Origin of the sequence: Aquimarina algicola, from assembly GCF_006443095.1 — a bacterium.
In the GTDB taxonomy this organism is placed as follows: domain Bacteria; phylum Bacteroidota; class Bacteroidia; order Flavobacteriales; family Flavobacteriaceae; genus Aquimarina; species Aquimarina algicola.
In genome coordinates this window covers 106481-125651 of record NZ_VFWZ01000008.1, presented here as the reverse complement: position 1 = coordinate 125651, position 19171 = coordinate 106481, and the positions used below count along the sequence as shown (strand labels likewise).

Genomic DNA, 19171 nt, shown 5'->3' with positions numbered 1-19171 from the left:
TGAATTCACTATATCTAAAGTTTAAAACTTATTGAATATCAAAAATTACCTTTAATCGACAAACACGTTTAAAAACTATAAAGCTCATGCAAGACAAACGTTTTTATTATATTTTTTTGATTAGAGACTACTTATATTCTAAATACGATGTACTTTCACTCCACCCATTAGAACTATAAATACGTGTTCCAACATCATTATATCTGTATGTATTTATTATTTTACCGTTTTCTGATACCTGTATTAAATTGCCTTTTTTATCGTACTCGTACTCTAGCTTTTGATTTGGATAAATATATGAGTATTGTATCTTAAGGTTTTTATCATACTTATATGATAGTAAAGTCAGCTCTTTTTTAGCATATCTTTTCTTTTTACTCACTCTTACGATTAAGTTTTTTGAATTATAATCAAATAAAAAACTAGACTGAAAAACTTCTTTACCTTTGTACACATTAAAGTTTTTAATTGATTTGAGTCGATCTTTATGATCATACTTGTACTTTGAAATACTCTTTAAGATAGTGTCTGTATATTCTGTATCAAAATTTTCTTTTGTGATAAGTTTATTGTTAGTATAGTGATAGTTATAAATATTAAATATTTTTCCGGTAAAATGATTTCTTCTAAAAAAGCGTATCATACGACCATTATTGTCATATGCTCTAATTGTATCTCCTTTTATTGTGGTTAACTGTCCAAAATCATTATACTGATATAATTTTTCTTTACCAAAACGATAATCGTCACCACCTGTATCATCAGGACATTTTTCTACATATCCGACTTTTAACCCCAACTCATTATAATATATTATTTTGTCACACAGCACTACTCCTGCATTTTCGTTTATGTGAGTATATAAATACGTGGGAAAAGTATCGATATCTCCTCTCATTTTTTTCGAACTCCCAAAAAAGATAATATTTTTAACTTCAATCGGTAATCCAAAAGAAATAGACTTCTTGACTTTTAAGTCAATCAATCGAATTAATTTTCCTGAATTATCGTAAAACAAAATAGTATTTTCATTTTTTTTGACAGCAACATTTTTATTAGCGTAGTAACTGATTACTTCTTTATCTTGTGCAACAATGTTGCCAATAAAAACCAGGAAAAATAATATTACAATTCTCATTTATACTTTTTGCTGATTCTAAAAGAAGTACATGTAATCAATAACTATATTGATATCGTTAATTATATTACTCATATGTTGCTTCGGTTATAGCAATTCTTAATACATTACCTTTTTTCCATCGGTACCATCCTTCATAATTAATTCCTTTTGGATAATTAAACTCTCGCAACATATCTTTCTTAAGTTTAATCCATTCACCTTCCATTTTTTCTACTCCAAATGACAAAAAACCATCTGGCTCAGTGCTAAAAATAATTTTTCCATTTGGTTTATCATAAATTTCTATAACATTTAGTTCGATAAACTCAACTCGTTTTAAATACCTTTCCCAAGTTTCATAAATATACCATTGAGGCTTGTATCTATCTGAGGTATTATTGTAATAAAAATCTTTTGCCGTTAAATAATATGTCGCTTCTGACTTCTTTTTGATATAGTATTTTGAAGATTGATCTTCATCAACAATAACTCTAAAATAATCCGGGGTTTCTTCTATCACAATAAACTTAAGTTCTGGAAAAAAACGTATCAGTCCATGATCAATATTTTCTTTCGCTTCTTCATCAGAATCCCCTTCGTACATCAAATAAGGTTTGAGAGAAACCTTACAGTCGAATGCAGTTTTACCTGATTTCAAATGATTAAATTTTAAAACATCTATTGGAGTTTTATCATCAAAATTTTTAAACAAGGGGATATCGTATTGGGTATTGACTGTCAAAATACCAATCCCAATTTCTCTCACCAGTGGTTTCTGTTGACTTTTGTATCCACAAAGGAGTAATAGAAGAATAAATGTGTATCCTAATTTCATTTTATTGCGTTGTAACAAATTTATGTATGCATACAATATACCAAAAAGGAGATATATTTTAAGTCTGAGATAAAATCAAACTTTTATATATTTTGTTTTTTGACACTCAAAATAACATAATACTAAACTTTAACCTCACATGTATCTTCGCATGTAAAGACTTGACATCTTCTGGCTTAATTTTAATAGTTAAGAAAAATAGTCGCCAGAAATTCTCAAGTAACCCATTAAGCATATTTCTGTAGTATTTTCTTTGCGCAATCCGATACTATTATCAACCCTCCTGACATCATGATCACATCTTTTAAAACCAGACGACCCGCTCCTGATAAATACGGAAATCCATGATTAGGCGTAGCAAAATCTCCTCCTAAGTTGGGAACATAAACCTCTGGGGTCGTAATTAAAAAAGAAAGTGTTACCACAGACATTACAAACGTAAAAAGACCACCCCAAAAGCCTATTTTCGGAAACCAGATTCCCAATACTACAAGAATGCCTATACACACAATAACACTCCCTAGTACATACGAAAACACATAAGTTCCATTTTCTTTATGCCAATCAATATTATGTTGCACAATTTTACCCTCCGGGTTTTTATAAAGTATGTACTCTCCTATTGTTTTTCCTTCTTTGTTTACTACAGTTTTTCCTGAGTTGTTATAAAAAAAACTCATAAACGGGCTATTGGTAACAAAAGGAACGATTCCATCCGCTTCATATTGAAATGCTTTTAACCCACCAATCCATGCCATAACAATAAAAACAGCTATTTTAAGAAAGTTGATAAAAGTATTTTGATACGATGTAACTACTTGATATATTTTTTGCATAATGTTTTAGAATATATTTTTGATACTCAAAATTATGCCAATAAGACTAGGTATGGAATGGAAATTTTTGGTTAACTCATAGACTATTTTGCAGCAATAGAAATGCCTACCTTTTCGCGAAAATGACTTGGCGATAATCCAACTTCTTTTTTGAAGTATTTACTAAAATAGAATTCATCATCAAAATTTAATTCAAAAGCCACTTCTTTGATCGATTTATGAGTAAGGTGCAATAATTTCTTAGCTTCTAATACTACACGTTCTTGTATAAGTTGAGTAGGTGTTCTTCCAAATTGCGCTTTAATCTTTTTGCTAAATGTAGAGTTCGTCATTGCTAACTGACCAGAATAAAACGATGGGCTTCTTTCTTGTACAAAATACGTCTCTAATAATCCTTTGAATTTTAAAATCAAAGGATCATCAAATTGTTGAATCTTTGTATCATTAAATCGTAAATCCTTTTCATTACTACAAATTGCCAATATTAGTTGTAAATATGATTTCAGTACCGAATCCGAAAATCGTTTCTCGGACTCTGATTCTATTTGCATTTTTTTTGTAAATCCTACAATTTCTTCAAATGTAATTGTATTCAACTCAATAAAAGGAAGTAGATAAATATTATTGAATAATAATCCATTACAAGCAACTTCTTTTTTATGATATTCTATACAGTAAAAATCTCCATGAAACTGTATCAGTTTAAGTCTTTCTGCAGAACTTTTGAACCATTTCAAATTCTGGTAAGGAGATAAAAATAATATCGAGTACTTTTTTGATTTGTATTTTACAAAATCGACTGAAAATTCGCTTTCTTGTTCTAATAAAAATATAGAATAAAAAGGCACACTGTAGTTTTTTCTAAAGTGATCTACTGATTTAGAATGGATTAAAAACAAATTATATAATTTATTAAGTTATTTACATGTTATCATATCCATTTAAGGCATAACAACCGTTATACTATCAATTTCTTAATTCTTTTTTTAAGATGAAATAATATTTTCCCAAAATTTATTTTCATCATCCCATTGATTTCTTTTTTTCATTTTTATGATTGCTGATTTATAATGTTCAACATTATCAATATCATAAACGAAGCTACTTTCAGGACAATTATCTGTTACAGACAAAACTCGTATTGACTTATTATTCATCTCTTGGGCATATATCTTTGATAACCCCCTATTTTTTCTTCCAAATTCTATTCTTGTTTTATCAACAACTTGATGTAATTCATTAAAAGTAAGAAAGTGATTATGAGGTGGGCGATACATATAGTTCTTAATTTTTTGTTTCATTTCCCAACTCTTATCCCAAATTTTTTCTACCCACTTTATAAGCGCTTGAAAATCATCTTCGCCCGTCAAAGGCTTGTTATTAAAAATCTCACCTATTGTAGTTACTTTTTTTACTCTAACATTTGCCCAATCATTACTATTTGTGTCTTTCAGAACCTCGGTAATCAAGAATTCATGGGTCAACAAATCTTTTGAAGAGTTTGGGTTTATCAAAAATTGAATTTTATTTCCTCTTTTAAAATTCCATAATGTTTGGTCATCAAAACCATCAATTCCATCTAATGTTAACACATCTCCTATTTTAGGTGATTCTATTTCTAAAAGGTATTGGCCGAATTTTTGGATAGACATTTTATTTTTCCTTACAACATGCATATTTACACACAATAAATACATCATGTATTTTCTGAATATAAAAGTAATAATACCTTATTTAAATAATTGTTTTCAATAAAAAGAATTAAAGTTTACTGGATATGTCTATTATCTTCTATCCAGATATGTAGAGAATTCTCAAAAGACAATAAATCAAATATTAGCACCTCAATGTAATCTATTCCATATTAAAATATAGTGGGTATTACTATTCTTTATTTGTAAACAAATTGTATACATCAAAATAGTGTTTTGTAACCATTTTGTGTACCATATATTCTATATATCACTTGTTTTTTTTAGATAGCTTCGGAGTATTAATCAATATAATATTTAACACAAAAATTTAAAACAATGAAACGATTTAAAATTCAATTTTTGATTTTGGTTTTAGCCAGTATTTTCTGCTTTACCAGTTGCGATAATGAAGAAACTTTTGAAGCAGATCAGCCTACCGATCAACCAAAGGGTATCGATGAACAATTACATACAAAAGGAGGTAAAAATATAGTTAATATTCATAGCCGTCTGAAAGTGCAAGGAAATAAAATTGTCAATAAAAAAATAAAGCTGTCAGTCTAGCTGGAAACAGTCTGTTTTGGAGTAATGCTAATGATGTTACCGATTTTTATACTAAAGAAAGTGTAAATGCTTTGGTCGATAATTGGAATAGTTCTATCATTCGTATAGCTATGGGTGTAAAAGAAAGCTGGGATGGAGGAAGAGGATATATCGACAGTCCTAATCAACAAGAAGCAAAAGTGAATGCAGTCGTGGATGCAGCAGTGAATAAAGGAGTGTATGTGATTATAGATTTTCATACTCACGAAGCAGAAAAATATACTACAGAGGCCACCAAATTCTTTGAGAAGATGGCAAAAGCACATGGCAAGAAAGCTAATGTAATTTTTGAAATATATAATGAGCCTATTGGTCAGTCATGGTCAACGATAAAAAATTATGCTAAACCAGTCATCAATGCTATCCGAAAAAATTCAGACAACTTAATTGTTGTTGGAACTCCTTTTTACTCCCAAAATGTTGATGAAGCTGCAAATGATCCTATTAGTGAAAAAAACATAGCATATACACTACATTTTTATGCTGGCACTCATAATGATAATTTAAGGGATAAAGCTAAAACAGCCCTCGACAAAGGTATCGCTCTTTTTGTAACAGAATGGGGAGCGACCAATGCAGATGGTAATGGCAATGCTAATCAGGCAGAAACCAATAAATGGATGAAATTTATTAAGGATAATAAATTGAGCCATGCCAATTGGAGTGTAAGTGATAAAAATGAAGGATCTTCTATAGTACAGTCCGGTCAAGGTATCAATGGCTTAGAAACAAACAAATTAACGCCTACTGGCGAATTTGTAAAAGAGATCATTAAAAAATGGTGATCACGATTTAATTCATTCACAAAACAAACACAAGAGGCTAATATTTTACAATGTTAGCCTCTTATGCAATAATTCTTGATCCTCAACATTCAAACTTTTTTAGTCGTAGAACCTTAAAAAGTCATATTCGCTAATGAGATAAAACCAAGAGAACACTAAAAGAATTGTTAATTAACAAATAGGATTGTAAGCATTTCAATATTTTCGCGACATGAATGGCAAAAGGAATAAAAGCAAGTTTGTTTTAACCTTTTTTCTGCTCTCAGTATTCACTTTACTAAGAGTGGTAAATATTCATGCATTTACACATTCTCTAGAGGAAGACATTGAAGATTGTCAACATTGTGAGTTTATTTATCAGAATGAAAAAAACAATCCATTTTCTCCTCACGAATATGATCAAGAGTTTCAAATTATTTCTGTTTCTTACCCAGAAACTCTAGAAAAAACTACATTTTTTAATGAGGTTTTCAAAAAGCCTTTGCTTTATGATTACGTTTTTAATAAACCTCCACCTTTAAATTCTTTTTAAAGAGGACTATTTTTTTGAAAATATTGCATTTTTATATCATTTTTTCAAGTGTTTTTTACAAGTATTTAAATAAAAACACACGGTAACTAGTGCCTAAATTCTCAAAATAGTATCTTCTTTTCTATACTATTGCTAACGCTAAAATTATATCACGACTTAGTTTTTTTAATTCTTGTTACAAGTATACACGAGTGAGTCAAAATATAATATTTAATAGTATCTCTATACCTTTTACTATCTAACAAATAACAACCCTTAAAAGAAACTCTAGGTTTCTTCAATAAATAAAATCATTGGTTGTATGCCAAACACCAGATCTTATACTCTTTTCTGTATAACACAGATTGCTATTACATTCAGTTTTTGTTTTACTATGCATTCTCAGACGATTTCAGGTTACATTTTTGATAGAAAGAATGCACCTTTAGAAGGTGCGGTGATCACTTTATATCCGTCAAAAAAATCAACGATCTCAAATGATAAAGGATTTTACAGTTTTGCTTTTACAAAAAAAGATACACTTACTTTTTTAGAAGTAAATCATATTGCTTTTTTGAAAGAACGTGTAGATATATCTGATTACAAGGATATATCTTCTATAAATATCATACTCAAAGAAGCAGTAACAGATCTAGAAGAAGTGATTTTATTACAACCAAGAGGGTTCGAAAATATAACCGACAATTCTCAATCTGTGATCACCATAAACAAAGACTTTATTGCAAAAAGTAACATGTCGACGTTTGCAGATGCGCTAGAAGCGTTACCTGGCTTGAACACAATGAATCTAGGTGTAGGGATCGCCAAACCTATGATTAGAGGGATGGGATTTAATCGTATTCTTGTTACTAATAGAGGTATTAAACAAGAAGGACAACAATGGGGAGCAGATCATGGCTTAGAAATCGATCCTTTTGACGTAGAAAATGTTGAAATAATTAAAGGACCAGCTTCTTTACTTTTTGGATCCGACGGGATAGGAGGCGTTATCAATATTAAAGATAATAGCCCTTTATCAGAAAGTGGAAACACCATAAGCTTAAACTCAGTATATCAAAGTAATAACCGTGCAATTTCTAATTCTTTGGATTGGAAAGGCCGCCAAAACAAATGGTTTTATGGAGCCAGAATCACTTATCAGGATTATGGGGATTATACTGTACCGGCAGACCAGTTTGAGTACGCAGGCTTTAATTTACCGATTTTTGATAATCGGCTGAAGAATACAGCTGGTAATGAAATCCATTTCAGTGCCTCACTAGGGTATACATCAGAACGTTTTAAGACTCATTTGAAGTTTACTAGTTTTAATCAAAAAGCTGGAATTTTTACTGGTGCTATAGGTTTACCAAGATCTTATAATTTACAACATAATGGTGATTTTAGAAATATTGATTTCCCTCGTCAGGAAAATCAACATCATATGATTACCAGTAATACAACCCTCAATTTAGGAACCCAAAAATTAGAAATTGATCTTGGATATCAACATAATATACGCGAAGAATTATCTTTTCCGGGAGCACATGGCATCGCTGCAAATCAAGTATCCTCTAATCTGGCATTAGGACTATATCTGGATACTTACACCGCTAATGTCAAATATGAAATAAATCCTAATACAAATCATAGAATCTTGTTTGGTTCGCAATTTCAGTATATGGAAAATGATAAAGATGGGTTCGAATATCTACTGCCCGTTTTTGATAGTTTTCAAGCAGGGTTTTATCATTATCAACTCTTGCATATTAATGACGATTGGACAGTAAATGCAGGAATCAGATATGATTATGGAACGCATGATATTCAAAGACACTTACAGCCTATCTACGATAGAGGAACGCTTCAACCTACGGGAGAGTTTATGGAACGAACACCAGAATTTGATAGAAACTTTAATAATATAAGTGGAGCCGCAGGAGTCGTTTATAAAGTAAATAAAGAAAATCACCTAAAACTTAACCTTGGTAATAGTTTTAGATTTCCAACTGCGATAGAATTATCAAGTAATGGAGTTCATCATGGTAATTTCAGGCATGAAATAGGAGATCAAAATCTTCAAATAGAAAAAGGATATCAGGCCGATTTTACGTATCTGCATCAATCAGAAAACACATATCTGGAGTTATCCGCATTTTATGCCATTTATCAGGATTATATTTATTTGTCGCCGACAGGTAATTTTTCTTTTCTTGCATCTGGCGGAACAATGTGGCAATATCAACAAAATGATGCTATTTTTAATGGTTTTGAAATCGCAGCCAGTCATCAGTTTCCATTTCATCTTAAAACTGATATTGTAGTAGATTTTGTTCAAAATATCAATAGAGATACCAGATTACCATTACCACTTACTCCTGCACCTTCTGTACTTACGAGCGTTGAATTTAATCGTTTTTTGAACACTTCAAAAACATTTGATGAAGAATACATATTCATTTCAGGGAGATATAATTTTGAACAAGATCAAATAGATCGAAACGAAAGTATTACACAAGATAGTTTTATCATCGATGCAGGTTTAGGGTTTAATGTACATATAAAATCACAACCTATACGATGCAAACTAACTGTCAATAATGTATTCGATGTAGAATATTTTAACCATATCAGTAGATATCGATTGATCAATTTACCCGAACCCGGTAGAAATATTACACTTTCGGCACAAATACCTATCAAATTCTAACTCAATAATCTTTACAAACAAATCTCATCAAAAACCTAAGTTAAATTAAAAACAAAAAACAAATGAAACCACACAAATTATTATGGATGTTTGGCTTCTTATTTATGATTTCCTGTTTAGGAGATGATGATGAAGGAGGTACAGATTTATCTATTCCCAAAATCAGAGCCAATGACAATCTCTCGGTGATCCAACCTGGTCATTTTATAACCACAGCCAATACGGATACCGAAATTCCTTTAGCTTTTACCGTAGAAGATGATAGCGGCATACAGGAAATTAAAGTCGAATCTCACAACGGTTTTGACGGGCACACACACGGAAAATTACTACGCACTAAAAATTCAAAATTCAAACTGTTTAGTTTTTATGAACTTATTAAAAGCGAAGAGATCCAAAATGCAAAACAATTCACAAGAACATCTGATGAAGGAAAAAACATCTATTTGGATGACCGTAATTCCGAAATCAATACTGATGATCTAATTATTGCCGGTCCTTATCATTTTTCGATACAAGCTACAGATGTAGATGGCAACCAAACCAGATATCAAGACAATTCTACATACCATACAACGATATACATCAATAGATCTTATGCGCCACAAATAAATGTATCAGATGTAGACATATCAGGAAGAAAAATATCAGGAAGCATAGTAAGAAATCAATCGCATTCTGCCTCTTCGGATATTACTTTTTTATGGATCTATATAGAAGAACCTAATATGGACAATCCTAGCCAAGAAGGAAACATACTTAAAGAATGGATCTGGGGTTCTTCTAATTGGCCTCATCAGTTTAGACCTAATGAAGGGCAAGCATTACCTGATCTGCAACAACTCGATTTAGGAAGTTTGCTCAATGACAATACCGAACTATTCTCTAACCTTCAAGGAAATCTATTGGTGATTTGGGCAGAAGACACCAACGGAAATATTACTGTAAATAAATTACCTATTAACTAAATTAAATAAAACAATGAAACAATCAATTTTAAAACTCACTACTTTATTATTTATAACAACTTTGATCATCAGTTGTAGTAGCGATGATGATGCTACTTCTAATCCAGATGTAGGAAACGGGGAGGAACCAGTTACATTTTCAGATCTTGAAGATGAATGGGTTCGACTTTCTTTGATCAGAGAAGATAAAATTGAAGTGATGCAGGCTGCAAAAGAAGAAATGATAGGCTCTGTTGAAACAGGCATGCCTCAGGATGCTCGCTATTATCCTACCAATTCTGGAAGATATCTTACCGTCGTAAACCGAGGTGAGAATAAAGTGCTATTTTTTGACACCGGAGTGATTAATCATACAGACCATGGACACCAACAACAAGTCAGATGGCTAGATTTAACATTAGAAACTGCCGTTCCAACACACTTTACCAGTGTAAATGGAAATATGGTCATTTTTAATGACGGAGACGGTTCTATTACCTATGTGGAGGAAGATGGTCTGGAATTACCTGCTTATACACCAAAAACTATGCAATTAGAAAATACAAAAGGGCACCATGGTGTAGGGATTGCATTAAACAATGGAAAATTTGCTGTAACCTTCCAGAGTGATACTCCACCAGCAGGATATGAATGGGGACCACAGATGGTTAAATATGTAACTAGCGAAGGTGCTGTGATAGACAATAACGGAGGAGTTTTAGTAGAAGGAATTCATGGAAGTGCTAATAACGGTAGTTATGGAGGCTTTGGTTCTACCGATGGTATTATCATAGTAGATAACCAAGACAATATTGACTTGATCCCTAATGTAGATGATAACTTAAGAAACGAAAGAGGATATTGGATTGGTACTTTAAAAAGCCATGCTAATAGCAAATTATTTTATGGTAGAGCAAGTAATATTGGTATCTATGCCATAGACCCAGAAAAGAAAAGCATGAATCTATTATATGAAGGAAGTGATGTAAAAAGTGACATGCTTAGCTTTCATGGAGAATATTATTTACTACATACAGAAGACAATAAAATTAGGGTATATGATGCAAACACGAGTACCTTAATTACCGAGCGAGTGGTAGAAATGGCAGATATCCCAGATTCTCCTCTCGCAAGTTCCAAATTTGCAAACTCAGAAATCGCTCAGCTAAAACAACAGGAGCAAGAAAGCCCTGTATTGGTTTGCTCTGATCAATACCTTTACGTACTGGCTCCAAACCGTACTGATATAAAAGTACTTTCGATAACTGATTTAAAGCACGTACATACGATCAGACTTGAAAATGCTGTTAAAGGAATTGCCAAAAATGGCTTTACAACTGAAGGAGAAGGAAACCCTGATCATCAACATTAAAACTTTAGTTATTACATTGGCTTTTGTCAATTTAAAAATCCCTGAAAAATAAATTTTCAGGGATTTTTTTGATGGATAGTGTTACTAATAAAGAATAGACTAATTTTTCTCTTTAAGTTTTTAATAAAAAAGTATTTAGGATAAGTCAACCGACTTATTGATAATATCAAAAAATTCATTTCTAATAGAAGGTTCTGTAAACTGCCCCCCATACTCTACTGTAGTGGTAAAACTATTTTTATCTTTAATTCCTCTAGAAGAAACACAAAGATGCTTTGCATTTACAACCACAATAACATCGTCTGTGCCCAAAGTTTGCTGTAAGTCTTTTAGAATTTGTAAGCAAAGCCGTTCTTGGACTTGTGGACGATGCGCATAATAATCGACAAGTCGATTTATTTTTGACAACCCCACTACTTTGTCTTTTGGTATATATCCAACATGAGCATTACCAACTATGGGTAAAAAATGATGCTCGCATGATGAATCGATAGAAATGTTTTGCTCTACCAATATTTTTTCATACCCATATTTATTATCAAAAGTAGAAATGTTAGGACGGTTTTGGGGATTTAGACCATAAAAAAGTTCTTTTACATACATTTTAGCAAACCGATAAGGAGTTCCAGAAAGGCTATCATCTGTCAAATCAAGTCCAAGTTCCTTCATTATTTCTGAAAAATGATATTGAATATTTTTAATCTTATCATCATCAGATTTCTCAAAAGCATCACTTCGTAATGGAGTTTCTATATTGCCAGAAATATGAGCATCACCTATTGATTCTATCTCTTCTAAATTCATTCTTGATGTTTTAATTTAATTTTCACAACACTCTTCTTTACATTGACAATACTTTAGATTATAAAAATGTAGTGCAACTAGTAAAAGTGAGACCGGATATATTGTTTGTTCTGGTAAAGAAAATACAGATAGTTTTTCATTCATCACAATTATGAATAACAAAACCCAACTTGTCCAAAAAGCATATTTCATTTTTGGTTTTGCAGTTGTTTTCACAGACCTGCTGATAGCAATAAAAGAAAGTCCTAAGAAAACTATATCTAAAGATTTCCACCAAATAGAATGTGTATCTTGAAACATTGTCGTCCCGGCATGAGCCATAAACAGAAAAGGAGTTATCAAACAGTGTAATAAACATAGGCTACTTGCTATCATCCCTAAAGCGTCTGACTTGCTTTGTATATTTAGTAAATTCAAAAGAATTATATTTTAATTTAGACTTGGGCAAATATACCATTATTTTCACTAAAGCAACAAAAGTGCATTAATAATTAAACCGTTAAAATCAGTCTGCTAAAATTGTTTCAAAAAAGTAATCTTACTAATAAACTGAGTATTTTGCTGCATAGGATCAAAAACATCAGTTTGTGTATCATTAAACACTAGATAAATAAATGACAAAGGCATGTATTCCCAACTAAATCGTATATTCCATCTACCTTGTTCATCAAAACTATTATATTGATAAAAGGTAGACAACTGAACTCTAGGATTTAAAGCAAGTCTAAGGCTGGCCGTATATAAATCGGTATCCAAATCTTGTTGTAAAATTCCGACTCCATTGATATTATTATGTTCATAATCTGCGGATATTGCAACATGAGGAAATGGCGCATAGCGTAAGCCTGCTATAACTGTACTACGTGTTCCGTTGTAAAAATTTCCAAAATCATACTGGATAGACCCCGACAACTTTTTGGATTGGTCTGTATTATATCGTAATAAAAATCTGGTGTAGCGATATTCTTTTTCTTCAATTTCAAGACCTAAAGGAGCAAAATTAAAATTTATATTCTGCCAGGTAGGCGTAAAAGAAGCTTCGATAAAACTATTATCTTTAAACCAGGTATAAATAGGAAAGACATACAGATTTGCTTGCTGAAAAGTACCGAAATCCTCAAAATCGTGATAATAATTAAAAAATACTCCTGGATCCCATCTTCTTACAAAAGGTAACCATTTGGGGCGTAAAATTGCATATCCTCCTGGACTATGGTACATCACATCTTTTTGAAATACAAACCCCATATCCGGCGTATATGCATCACTAACAAAAGTGTTTGCGTATCCTAAGTAGTATTTATTAGTTCTTGCTCCTGCAAATACTCTTCCTGAGTAACCGGTATCTCCTGTTTCACTATCTAATGAGGTAGATAATAAATAAGAAAGCGTGATTTCACTTTTGGGACGAATAAAGCCATCGATAGAAATAGTTGTATTGTTTTGAGAAGCAATCCCCAAATCACTAGATGAATCGTCTAATCTATACGTAACCATAGCCCCTACATTATTTTCTTTTCCATAATTTTGAGTATATCTTGCAACTCCAAATGTACTGGCAGGGCTGTTGTCTGTATCACGCTGTCGAACAGCTAACGCGGCAATGGTTCGGTTTTCATTTCTATCAGTGTACCTGCCTCCTACATCGAGAGGCGCGGGAGCAGCATTAAATGTATTTTCTAACCCTATAGTTCTACTAAAGAAAGGACGCAATTGTGAGTTTCCTCCTCCTGCCCAAATGCCAGAGTTTTCTAAAAAGAATTGACGTCTCTCGGGAAAAAAAATATTAAACCGTTCGAGGTTATTTACAGCTCTATCAACATCTGCTTGCGCAAAATCTGTATTAATCGTAAGGTCTAAAACCGCATTGGGATTAATCGCCCATTTTACATCACCTCCAATTTTGGGTTCACTCAATTTATCTGCGATTACAGTACCGGTTTTATTTTCATCATATTGATATAAGGCATATGGTTCAATACGAATATTGGCAGATGGAGGCGGAACTTCTAAACCCGTAAGCTTAGCCGCATATACCATCCTATTTTGTGAAAAAGATTGAGGAATTGCAGGAAAAACAGTTTTTTCAAAGTCTTTTCGTGCCAAACGATAAAAAGTAATACCCCATTCAGTAGGAATCCCTTCTACAGGCTTATCATACCGTATGGATTTGAAAGGAATCGCAAATTCAGCATAATATCCATCATCTGTTCGCTGTGTTCGAACACTCCATAACGCATTCCAATCCCTATCTGTATTATTATCATTAAAACTCTGAAGATCTAGTTGATTACCGTAGGGAGTCGTTTGAAAAGAGGCTGCATATTGCTTAGTATTCTGGGCATCAATTTGTATCCCAAACACATCGTTTTCTCCACTATCAAAATCACGTCTCAGGTCTTGCATCCGAACCCCCTTTTTACCTAGTGAATCTGATGCAAAAACCCCAAAGTACAAATATTTACTATCATAGAGTACTCGAACCGTTGTAGGATTCTTAATCGCTCCTCCTTGCACCGGTTCTACTCTAAAAAAGTCAGTGATCTCCTCTGCATTTTTCCAATCTGCTTCATCCAGCTTCCCATCTATACTTATTTTCCCTATAGTTCTAGTAGCTTTGATTTCTTGAGACTTCTCAGGAGGAGGAAAATTATCAACTTTGTTTTGTTGTCCGAAAAGCGCTAATTGAAATAAAAAGAAAGAAGTCATTATATAATACTTCATATCAAAATGGTTTTAGCATCATTTCTTCTTTTACTTTTTTTGAAAGAACAAATCCCACTCCAAAAAGTAACATTGATACGATCAAAAGAATACCAGAAACTACAAATTGTGATGATTTTGGCTTGGGTTGAAATATAAACTGAGGAAGAGCAGAATAATCTTTTTGAGTAAAATCCTTATTATTATAAAGAAAAGGAGTCAAAAAACTTCTCCAGGTTTCTGCAAAATCAACAACTTGTTTTCTAAAATGCTCATAATCTCCGGTAGAAGCACCTGCCATTTTATTTAATGATTCTTGAACTGTAATTGCAGGAGAAATCCATTTCAACTTTTCTAGCCAGGCTTGTTGCTTTTGCAATTGGTTTTCATACCCTGTAAGCACAGGGTTCAATTCTTGTTTAACGAGCTGTTGAGAAGCCATATAGCGATGATAAAACCCACGTGTTTGTGTTGTATCATTGATTGCATATTCAGGATGATCTCTTAGAAAATTGTCTAGAATTTTATCTTGTTTTTTAGAAACTTCAGCTTTTAATTCTCTCATTTCATTTATCATCAACGTACGTGAAGGCATAGGGTACAATGTAGTACTTAATTGGTTTAGTACTGATGGAGCTAGTAATACAAAAAGTACCCACAATCCTAATAATGAAATTGCATTTTTTGCAGAATCACCAACCCAAAGATTTACCAAAAAGGCCAGCGCAAACCAGAAAAGCATATACGCTAATATAATCGCAACTAATGACAAGAACGAGTTAAAAACTGAAAACCATTCGATACCAAAAATTAAAAAAGTAAGACATAAAGAAAGAATGATGAGTAATGACAACCAAAAAAAGCGTAAAAAAAGCTTTTGTGATACCCAATCTTGAACCCTAATAGGCTGAGATGCTAATAGTCTTAATGAACCACTTTCTTTTTCTGAAGAAAGTACATTATATGAAAAAGCAATAATAAGTAAAGGGAGTAAATACACAATAACAAAGGATAAATCAAAACTACCAAATAGCAACTGAACCGGACTGGTCATCTCTGTAAAGTTCAAAGCAAAATCATCTCCGGTTACTTTGGGTTTGACATAATGTGTAAAAATGTCTGATTGCCCTGTTGCAATAAATGTCATAGCTTGTGGTTGCATAGCAGCTACACGCGGATAGTAGTTACCAATAACCATGGGACTCGTTGGAATTGTCCATCTCGAAACACTAACCTGCATTCCTTTTTCTACAGAATCCAACAATTGAAGCATCATTTGATCATTTTCTTTCACCTCATTTTTGGCAGCTGTAATATCTGCTTCTCTCTTTATTACTTTTTCTTTTCCGTTATAAGCAGAGAATCCAAATAATAGTAATAAAATAATACTTAGTAATTGTATCCATTTACTTCGTAAAAGTAACTTTAACTCGTATTTAAAATTATATGAAAACATTATCTAATTTTTTTGATGAATAATAGTAAAGCAAAAGAACCTATAAACCAGCAGCCTAAAACACTTAGGTTAGCTGTATTTTCTGACAACACTGTGGTCAGTTTGGTTGGTGAATATTCAAAAGCAGGTAGCTTTTTCCAAAAATCGGAATCTGCTTGATATCCCCAATTGCCATAAGTTGAGTTCTTAGCAAAATCATCGTTTAGAAATTTTTGAGTTGCGATACGATAGTTTTCTGCCGCATCTGCAAAATTCCAATGTGTTGCATAATCAGTATGAGCAATAGCCATACTCATAAATCGGGTAGGTAAATAGGGGGAAAAAGTTGCTAATCTTTTATAAACCCTAGATTGTTTTATAAATTGATCTTTAAGGTGGTTGTAATGTTTAAAATATATTTCTGCTTCATGCTCCTCTCCTTTTTGCATTCGATACGCATCAAAATTAAATGGAAGTTTATGCAGGCTATCCACATTATGTTCGGCTAATACATTTTTTTCTAATAATTTAGCTTCCTTACTCCAGGGGTTATGCCCATCAAGACCTTGTTTTTTGTCTTTAAGAACATTAGCCGCAAACTCTTGTCGGGTAGGATATGGATGTGTGTCTTCAGCAATATTGCTAGCAGCTTTGGGCACAGCTAAACATGCCAAAATCCAAAAAGATAATGATACAACTAGAGAAATTCCGGATTTTTTTGCTTTAGCAGAAATAAACAATATGAGATTGATAAATATGATATAATATGTTGTATAAATAATAAACATCCACAACAAAGAACTCCATTCAAAAACCCCAAAATCTTTTAAGTTTGATAAAATAAAACCTGCGATCAAAAACAGTACAACGGTCAATACAAAAACAGGAAGAAAAAGAGCTGCCCATTTACCAAATATCCATTTTTTATAAGAAATCCCTTGACTTTTTAATAAAGTAAGTGTTCCCATCTCATTTTCTTTTGTAAAACTATTATATCCTAAAAGAATAATCAATAATGGCATTATAAATAAGAGCATAAAATCCGGTGTCAAATCTCCGAAGCGTGCCAATCCTGTTTGATCTGCTGCAATACTGAATTGAGCTTCATTGCGCTTGTGCGCTTCTAGAAAAATAGAACTCCCCGCATATTTATCTACTCCTTGATCAACCAATGACAAAGGGTATTTTGGTTTAAAAGCATAAGTTCCATAATGTGCCGCAGAGTGAGGATTTTTTTCTCCTTGATTATCCCATATAGCACGTTCGGCTGTTTTAGACACTTTATATTGTTCATTAATATTTTGATATTGCTGTGCACTGATCCATATGGATACTCCTATCAATAACACCACAATAATTGTTGCGATTCGTATACGACCATCACGAAAAAGCTCTTTACTTTCTTTAATAAATGTTTTTCTAATCATAGCGTAACCTCTTTATATTCCATAGTATTCAAATAATTCTGTTCTAAATTGAGTAAAGAAATATCCTTGGCAATAAACTCCTCTTTCAATTGACCATCTTTCATAATACCAATGCGTGTGGCTACTTCTTTTGCTCTAAACAAATCATGGGTTGCCATCAAAGTAGCTACTCCTTTTTGAGAAAGTTTGTGAAGCAGCTGCCCGAATTCATTACTAGCTTTTGGATCAAGGCCAGAGGTAGGTTCATCTAATAGCAGAACCTTTGCATCTTTGGCAAGAGCAATGGCAATACCTACTTTTTGACGCATTCCTTTCGAAAAAGTAGCTATCCGTTTTTCAAAAGCATCTTCTTGTAATCCTGCTTCTTTTAAAAAATTGAATATATTTTTTTTTGAAAGTTTTTTTCCTGCAATACCAGAAAAGTAATCCAAATTTTCAACAGCAGTTAAGCTAGGATACAGCATTAAATTTTCGGGAATATAGGCTAGAAACTTTTTGGTTTCTTTAGCTTTTTGAGAAACATCAAGATCGTTGATAAAAGCACTTCCGGAAGTTGGTTCAATAAACCCTAATAAAAGGTTGATAGTTGTAGTTTTACCAGCACCATTAGCACCAAGCAAACAATAAATTTCACCTGCATTAACTTGAAGATTCAAGTGATCAAGTGCTGTTTGATCTTTGTATATTTTTGTAAGGTTGTTTGTAGTAATCATTTAGACTGAATTTACATTAATATAATCATGAAAAAATAAGGTATAACATATTAATCAAGTAAATCAAGCATACAGAACACCAGTAAAAGATGTTGTATCACTCAATATATAACTAGACTGTAGGTAATAGATGTAGAAATATTATCCTGATACTACATCAGGGTTCGATAACTCAGGTTAAACACATTTATTTATCACAAAAACATAGGATAAAATGTATTGATAGAATTGTGAATGAATATTTCTAAGTAAACAAAAAATACTATTCTTTTTGAGGAGGAGGTTTATTGTGAATACTTTCAGGAAGTGTAATACAGTATTGAGATGTTTCGTAACAAAAACTTATAAAATGTCTTTGAAAATTCGTTACGTTTTTTTGTTCAACGCCCTGAAAATTATCATTGATAAGAGGTGTAAGATGTTTCGAAGTCAAGATTACTTCACATAACTCACAATGTATTTGATCACTATCATCAGAAAAATGAGAGAACGCATGTGCATCAACGACTCTAAGAAGCAGAAAAGTCAATACAATGAATAAAGAAATTTTATTTTTCCAATAACCGACAATCATCCAATAAAAGTAACGATTAATAAAACACAAAAATCTAAAAGTATTTCTAACACTGATTTTTTAAGAAAAATTATGAAAAAAGATAATTATCACCTGTTTTTT

Annotated in this window: 18 protein-coding genes; 6 read left to right on the top strand and 12 right to left on the bottom strand. The window is 32.3% G+C overall.

Annotation, left to right across the window (positions count from 1 at the left end):
* Positions 1 to 127 precede the first annotated feature (127 nt).
* The 5 genes from FHK87_RS20760 to FHK87_RS20740 all read right to left on the bottom strand — a co-directional run bounded on the left by FHK87_RS20760 (position 128) and on the right by FHK87_RS20740 (position 4443).
* Positions 128 to 1138 (bottom strand): hypothetical protein, encoded by a 1011-nt coding sequence (locus FHK87_RS20760; protein ID WP_140596230.1) that lies wholly within the window; start codon positions 1136 to 1138, stop codon positions 128 to 130.
* 67 nt (positions 1139 to 1205) lie between these two features.
* Complete coding sequence (locus FHK87_RS20755; protein WP_140596228.1) at positions 1206 to 1955, bottom strand: hypothetical protein; 750 nt, start codon at positions 1953 to 1955, stop codon at positions 1206 to 1208.
* Positions 1956 to 2182: 227 nt separating this feature from the next.
* Positions 2183 to 2791 carry a DUF417 family protein gene (locus tag FHK87_RS20750; RefSeq protein ID WP_140596226.1) on the bottom strand — a complete coding sequence of 203 codons (609 nt, stop codon included), beginning with the start codon at positions 2789 to 2791 and terminating at the stop codon, positions 2183 to 2185.
* An 83-nt stretch (positions 2792 to 2874) separates the two neighbouring features.
* The gene (locus FHK87_RS20745) at positions 2875 to 3639 is read right to left on the bottom strand and encodes a helix-turn-helix domain-containing protein (RefSeq protein ID WP_140596224.1); all 765 of its coding nucleotides are present in this window, start codon (positions 3637 to 3639) and stop codon (positions 2875 to 2877) included.
* Positions 3640 to 3777: 138 nt separating this feature from the next.
* Complete coding sequence (locus FHK87_RS20740) at positions 3778 to 4443, bottom strand: hypothetical protein (protein WP_140596222.1); 666 nt, start codon at positions 4441 to 4443, stop codon at positions 3778 to 3780.
* A gap of 378 nt (positions 4444 to 4821) precedes the next feature.
* Here FHK87_RS20740 and FHK87_RS20735 point away from each other — a divergent pair, with 378 nt between their 5' ends.
* The 6 genes from FHK87_RS20735 (at position 4822) to FHK87_RS20710 (ending at position 11413) form a co-directional block, all read left to right on the top strand.
* Positions 4822 to 5049 carry a hypothetical protein gene (locus tag FHK87_RS20735; protein WP_140596219.1) on the top strand — a complete coding sequence of 76 codons (228 nt, stop codon included), beginning with the start codon at positions 4822 to 4824 and terminating at the stop codon, positions 5047 to 5049.
* Positions 5050 to 5060: 11 nt separating this feature from the next.
* Positions 5061 to 5873, top strand: coding sequence for a glycoside hydrolase family 5 protein (locus tag FHK87_RS20730; protein ID WP_140596198.1), 813 nt, complete (start codon positions 5061 to 5063; stop codon positions 5871 to 5873).
* A gap of 211 nt (positions 5874 to 6084) precedes the next feature.
* Positions 6085 to 6405, top strand: a complete 321-nt coding sequence (locus FHK87_RS20725; protein WP_140596195.1) for a hypothetical protein — start codon at positions 6085 to 6087, stop codon at positions 6403 to 6405.
* A 301-nt stretch (positions 6406 to 6706) separates the two neighbouring features.
* Positions 6707 to 9094: a TonB-dependent receptor gene (locus tag FHK87_RS20720; protein WP_140596193.1), complete on the top strand. Its 2388-nt coding sequence runs from the start codon at positions 6707 to 6709 to the stop codon at positions 9092 to 9094.
* Between the two features lie 62 nt (positions 9095 to 9156).
* The gene (locus FHK87_RS20715; protein WP_140596191.1) at positions 9157 to 10062 is read left to right on the top strand and encodes a DUF4625 domain-containing protein; all 906 of its coding nucleotides are present in this window, start codon (positions 9157 to 9159) and stop codon (positions 10060 to 10062) included.
* A 13-nt stretch (positions 10063 to 10075) separates the two neighbouring features.
* Positions 10076 to 11413 (top strand): hypothetical protein, encoded by a 1338-nt coding sequence (locus FHK87_RS20710; protein ID WP_140596189.1) that lies wholly within the window; start codon positions 10076 to 10078, stop codon positions 11411 to 11413.
* Positions 11414 to 11548: 135 nt separating this feature from the next.
* Here FHK87_RS20710 and folE read toward each other — a convergent pair whose 3' ends face one another.
* From folE to FHK87_RS20675, 7 genes are all read right to left on the bottom strand, one after another.
* Positions 11549 to 12217, bottom strand: a complete 669-nt coding sequence (folE, locus tag FHK87_RS20705; RefSeq protein WP_140596187.1) for a GTP cyclohydrolase I FolE — start codon at positions 12215 to 12217, stop codon at positions 11549 to 11551.
* 15 nt (positions 12218 to 12232) lie between these two features.
* Entirely contained in the window at positions 12233 to 12634 is a 402-nt protein-coding gene (locus FHK87_RS20700) for a MerC domain-containing protein (protein ID WP_226294347.1), read from the bottom strand.
* A 96-nt stretch (positions 12635 to 12730) separates the two neighbouring features.
* Entirely contained in the window at positions 12731 to 14941 is a 2211-nt protein-coding gene (locus FHK87_RS20695; protein WP_140596185.1) for a DUF5916 domain-containing protein, read from the bottom strand.
* A gap of 1 nt (position 14942) precedes the next feature.
* A complete protein-coding gene (locus FHK87_RS20690; protein WP_140596183.1) occupies positions 14943 to 16376 on the bottom strand; it encodes a DUF3526 domain-containing protein in 1434 nt (477 codons plus the stop codon).
* Positions 16376 to 17782, bottom strand: coding sequence for an ABC transporter permease (locus tag FHK87_RS20685; protein WP_140596181.1), 1407 nt, complete (start codon positions 17780 to 17782; stop codon positions 16376 to 16378). Before FHK87_RS20685 ends, FHK87_RS20690 begins: the two co-directional genes overlap by 1 nt.
* Positions 17779 to 18495, bottom strand: a complete 717-nt coding sequence (locus FHK87_RS20680; protein ID WP_140596179.1) for an ABC transporter ATP-binding protein — start codon at positions 18493 to 18495, stop codon at positions 17779 to 17781. The genes FHK87_RS20685 and FHK87_RS20680 overlap by 4 nt, the downstream gene beginning before the upstream one ends.
* Before the next feature lie 262 nt (positions 18496 to 18757).
* Positions 18758 to 19069: a hypothetical protein gene (locus tag FHK87_RS20675; protein ID WP_140596176.1), complete on the bottom strand. Its 312-nt coding sequence runs from the start codon at positions 19067 to 19069 to the stop codon at positions 18758 to 18760.
* Positions 19070 to 19171: the final 102 nt, after the last annotated feature.

Coding starts and splice junctions, on each gene's coding strand:
- FHK87_RS20685 (WP_140596181.1), bottom strand. CDS start 17,782: ATGATTAGAAAAACATTTATTAAAGAAAGTAAAGAGCTTTTTCGTGAT.
- FHK87_RS20750 (WP_140596226.1), bottom strand. CDS start 2,791: ATGCAAAAAATATATCAAGTAGTTACATCGTATCAAAATACTTTTATC.
- FHK87_RS20675 (WP_140596176.1), bottom strand. CDS start 19,069: ATGATTGTCGGTTATTGGAAAAATAAAATTTCTTTATTCATTGTATTG.
- FHK87_RS20740 (WP_140596222.1), bottom strand. CDS start 4,443: ATGTCTATCCAAAAATTCGGCCAATACCTTTTAGAAATAGAATCACCT.
- FHK87_RS20755 (WP_140596228.1), bottom strand. CDS start 1,955: ATGAAATTAGGATACACATTTATTCTTCTATTACTCCTTTGTGGATAC.
- FHK87_RS20720 (WP_140596193.1), top strand. CDS start 6,707: ATGCCAAACACCAGATCTTATACTCTTTTCTGTATAACACAGATTGCT.
- FHK87_RS20725 (WP_140596195.1), top strand. CDS start 6,085: ATGAATGGCAAAAGGAATAAAAGCAAGTTTGTTTTAACCTTTTTTCTG.
- folE (WP_140596187.1), bottom strand. CDS start 12,217: ATGAATTTAGAAGAGATAGAATCAATAGGTGATGCTCATATTTCTGGC.
- FHK87_RS20690 (WP_140596183.1), bottom strand. CDS start 16,376: ATGTTTTCATATAATTTTAAATACGAGTTAAAGTTACTTTTACGAAGT.
- FHK87_RS20735 (WP_140596219.1), top strand. CDS start 4,822: ATGAAACGATTTAAAATTCAATTTTTGATTTTGGTTTTAGCCAGTATT.
- FHK87_RS20760 (WP_140596230.1), bottom strand. CDS start 1,138: ATGAGAATTGTAATATTATTTTTCCTGGTTTTTATTGGCAACATTGTT.
- FHK87_RS20680 (WP_140596179.1), bottom strand. CDS start 18,495: ATGATTACTACAAACAACCTTACAAAAATATACAAAGATCAAACAGCA.
- FHK87_RS20710 (WP_140596189.1), top strand. CDS start 10,076: ATGAAACAATCAATTTTAAAACTCACTACTTTATTATTTATAACAACT.
- FHK87_RS20695 (WP_140596185.1), bottom strand. CDS start 14,941: ATGAAGTATTATATAATGACTTCTTTCTTTTTATTTCAATTAGCGCTT.
- FHK87_RS20715 (WP_140596191.1), top strand. CDS start 9,157: ATGAAACCACACAAATTATTATGGATGTTTGGCTTCTTATTTATGATT.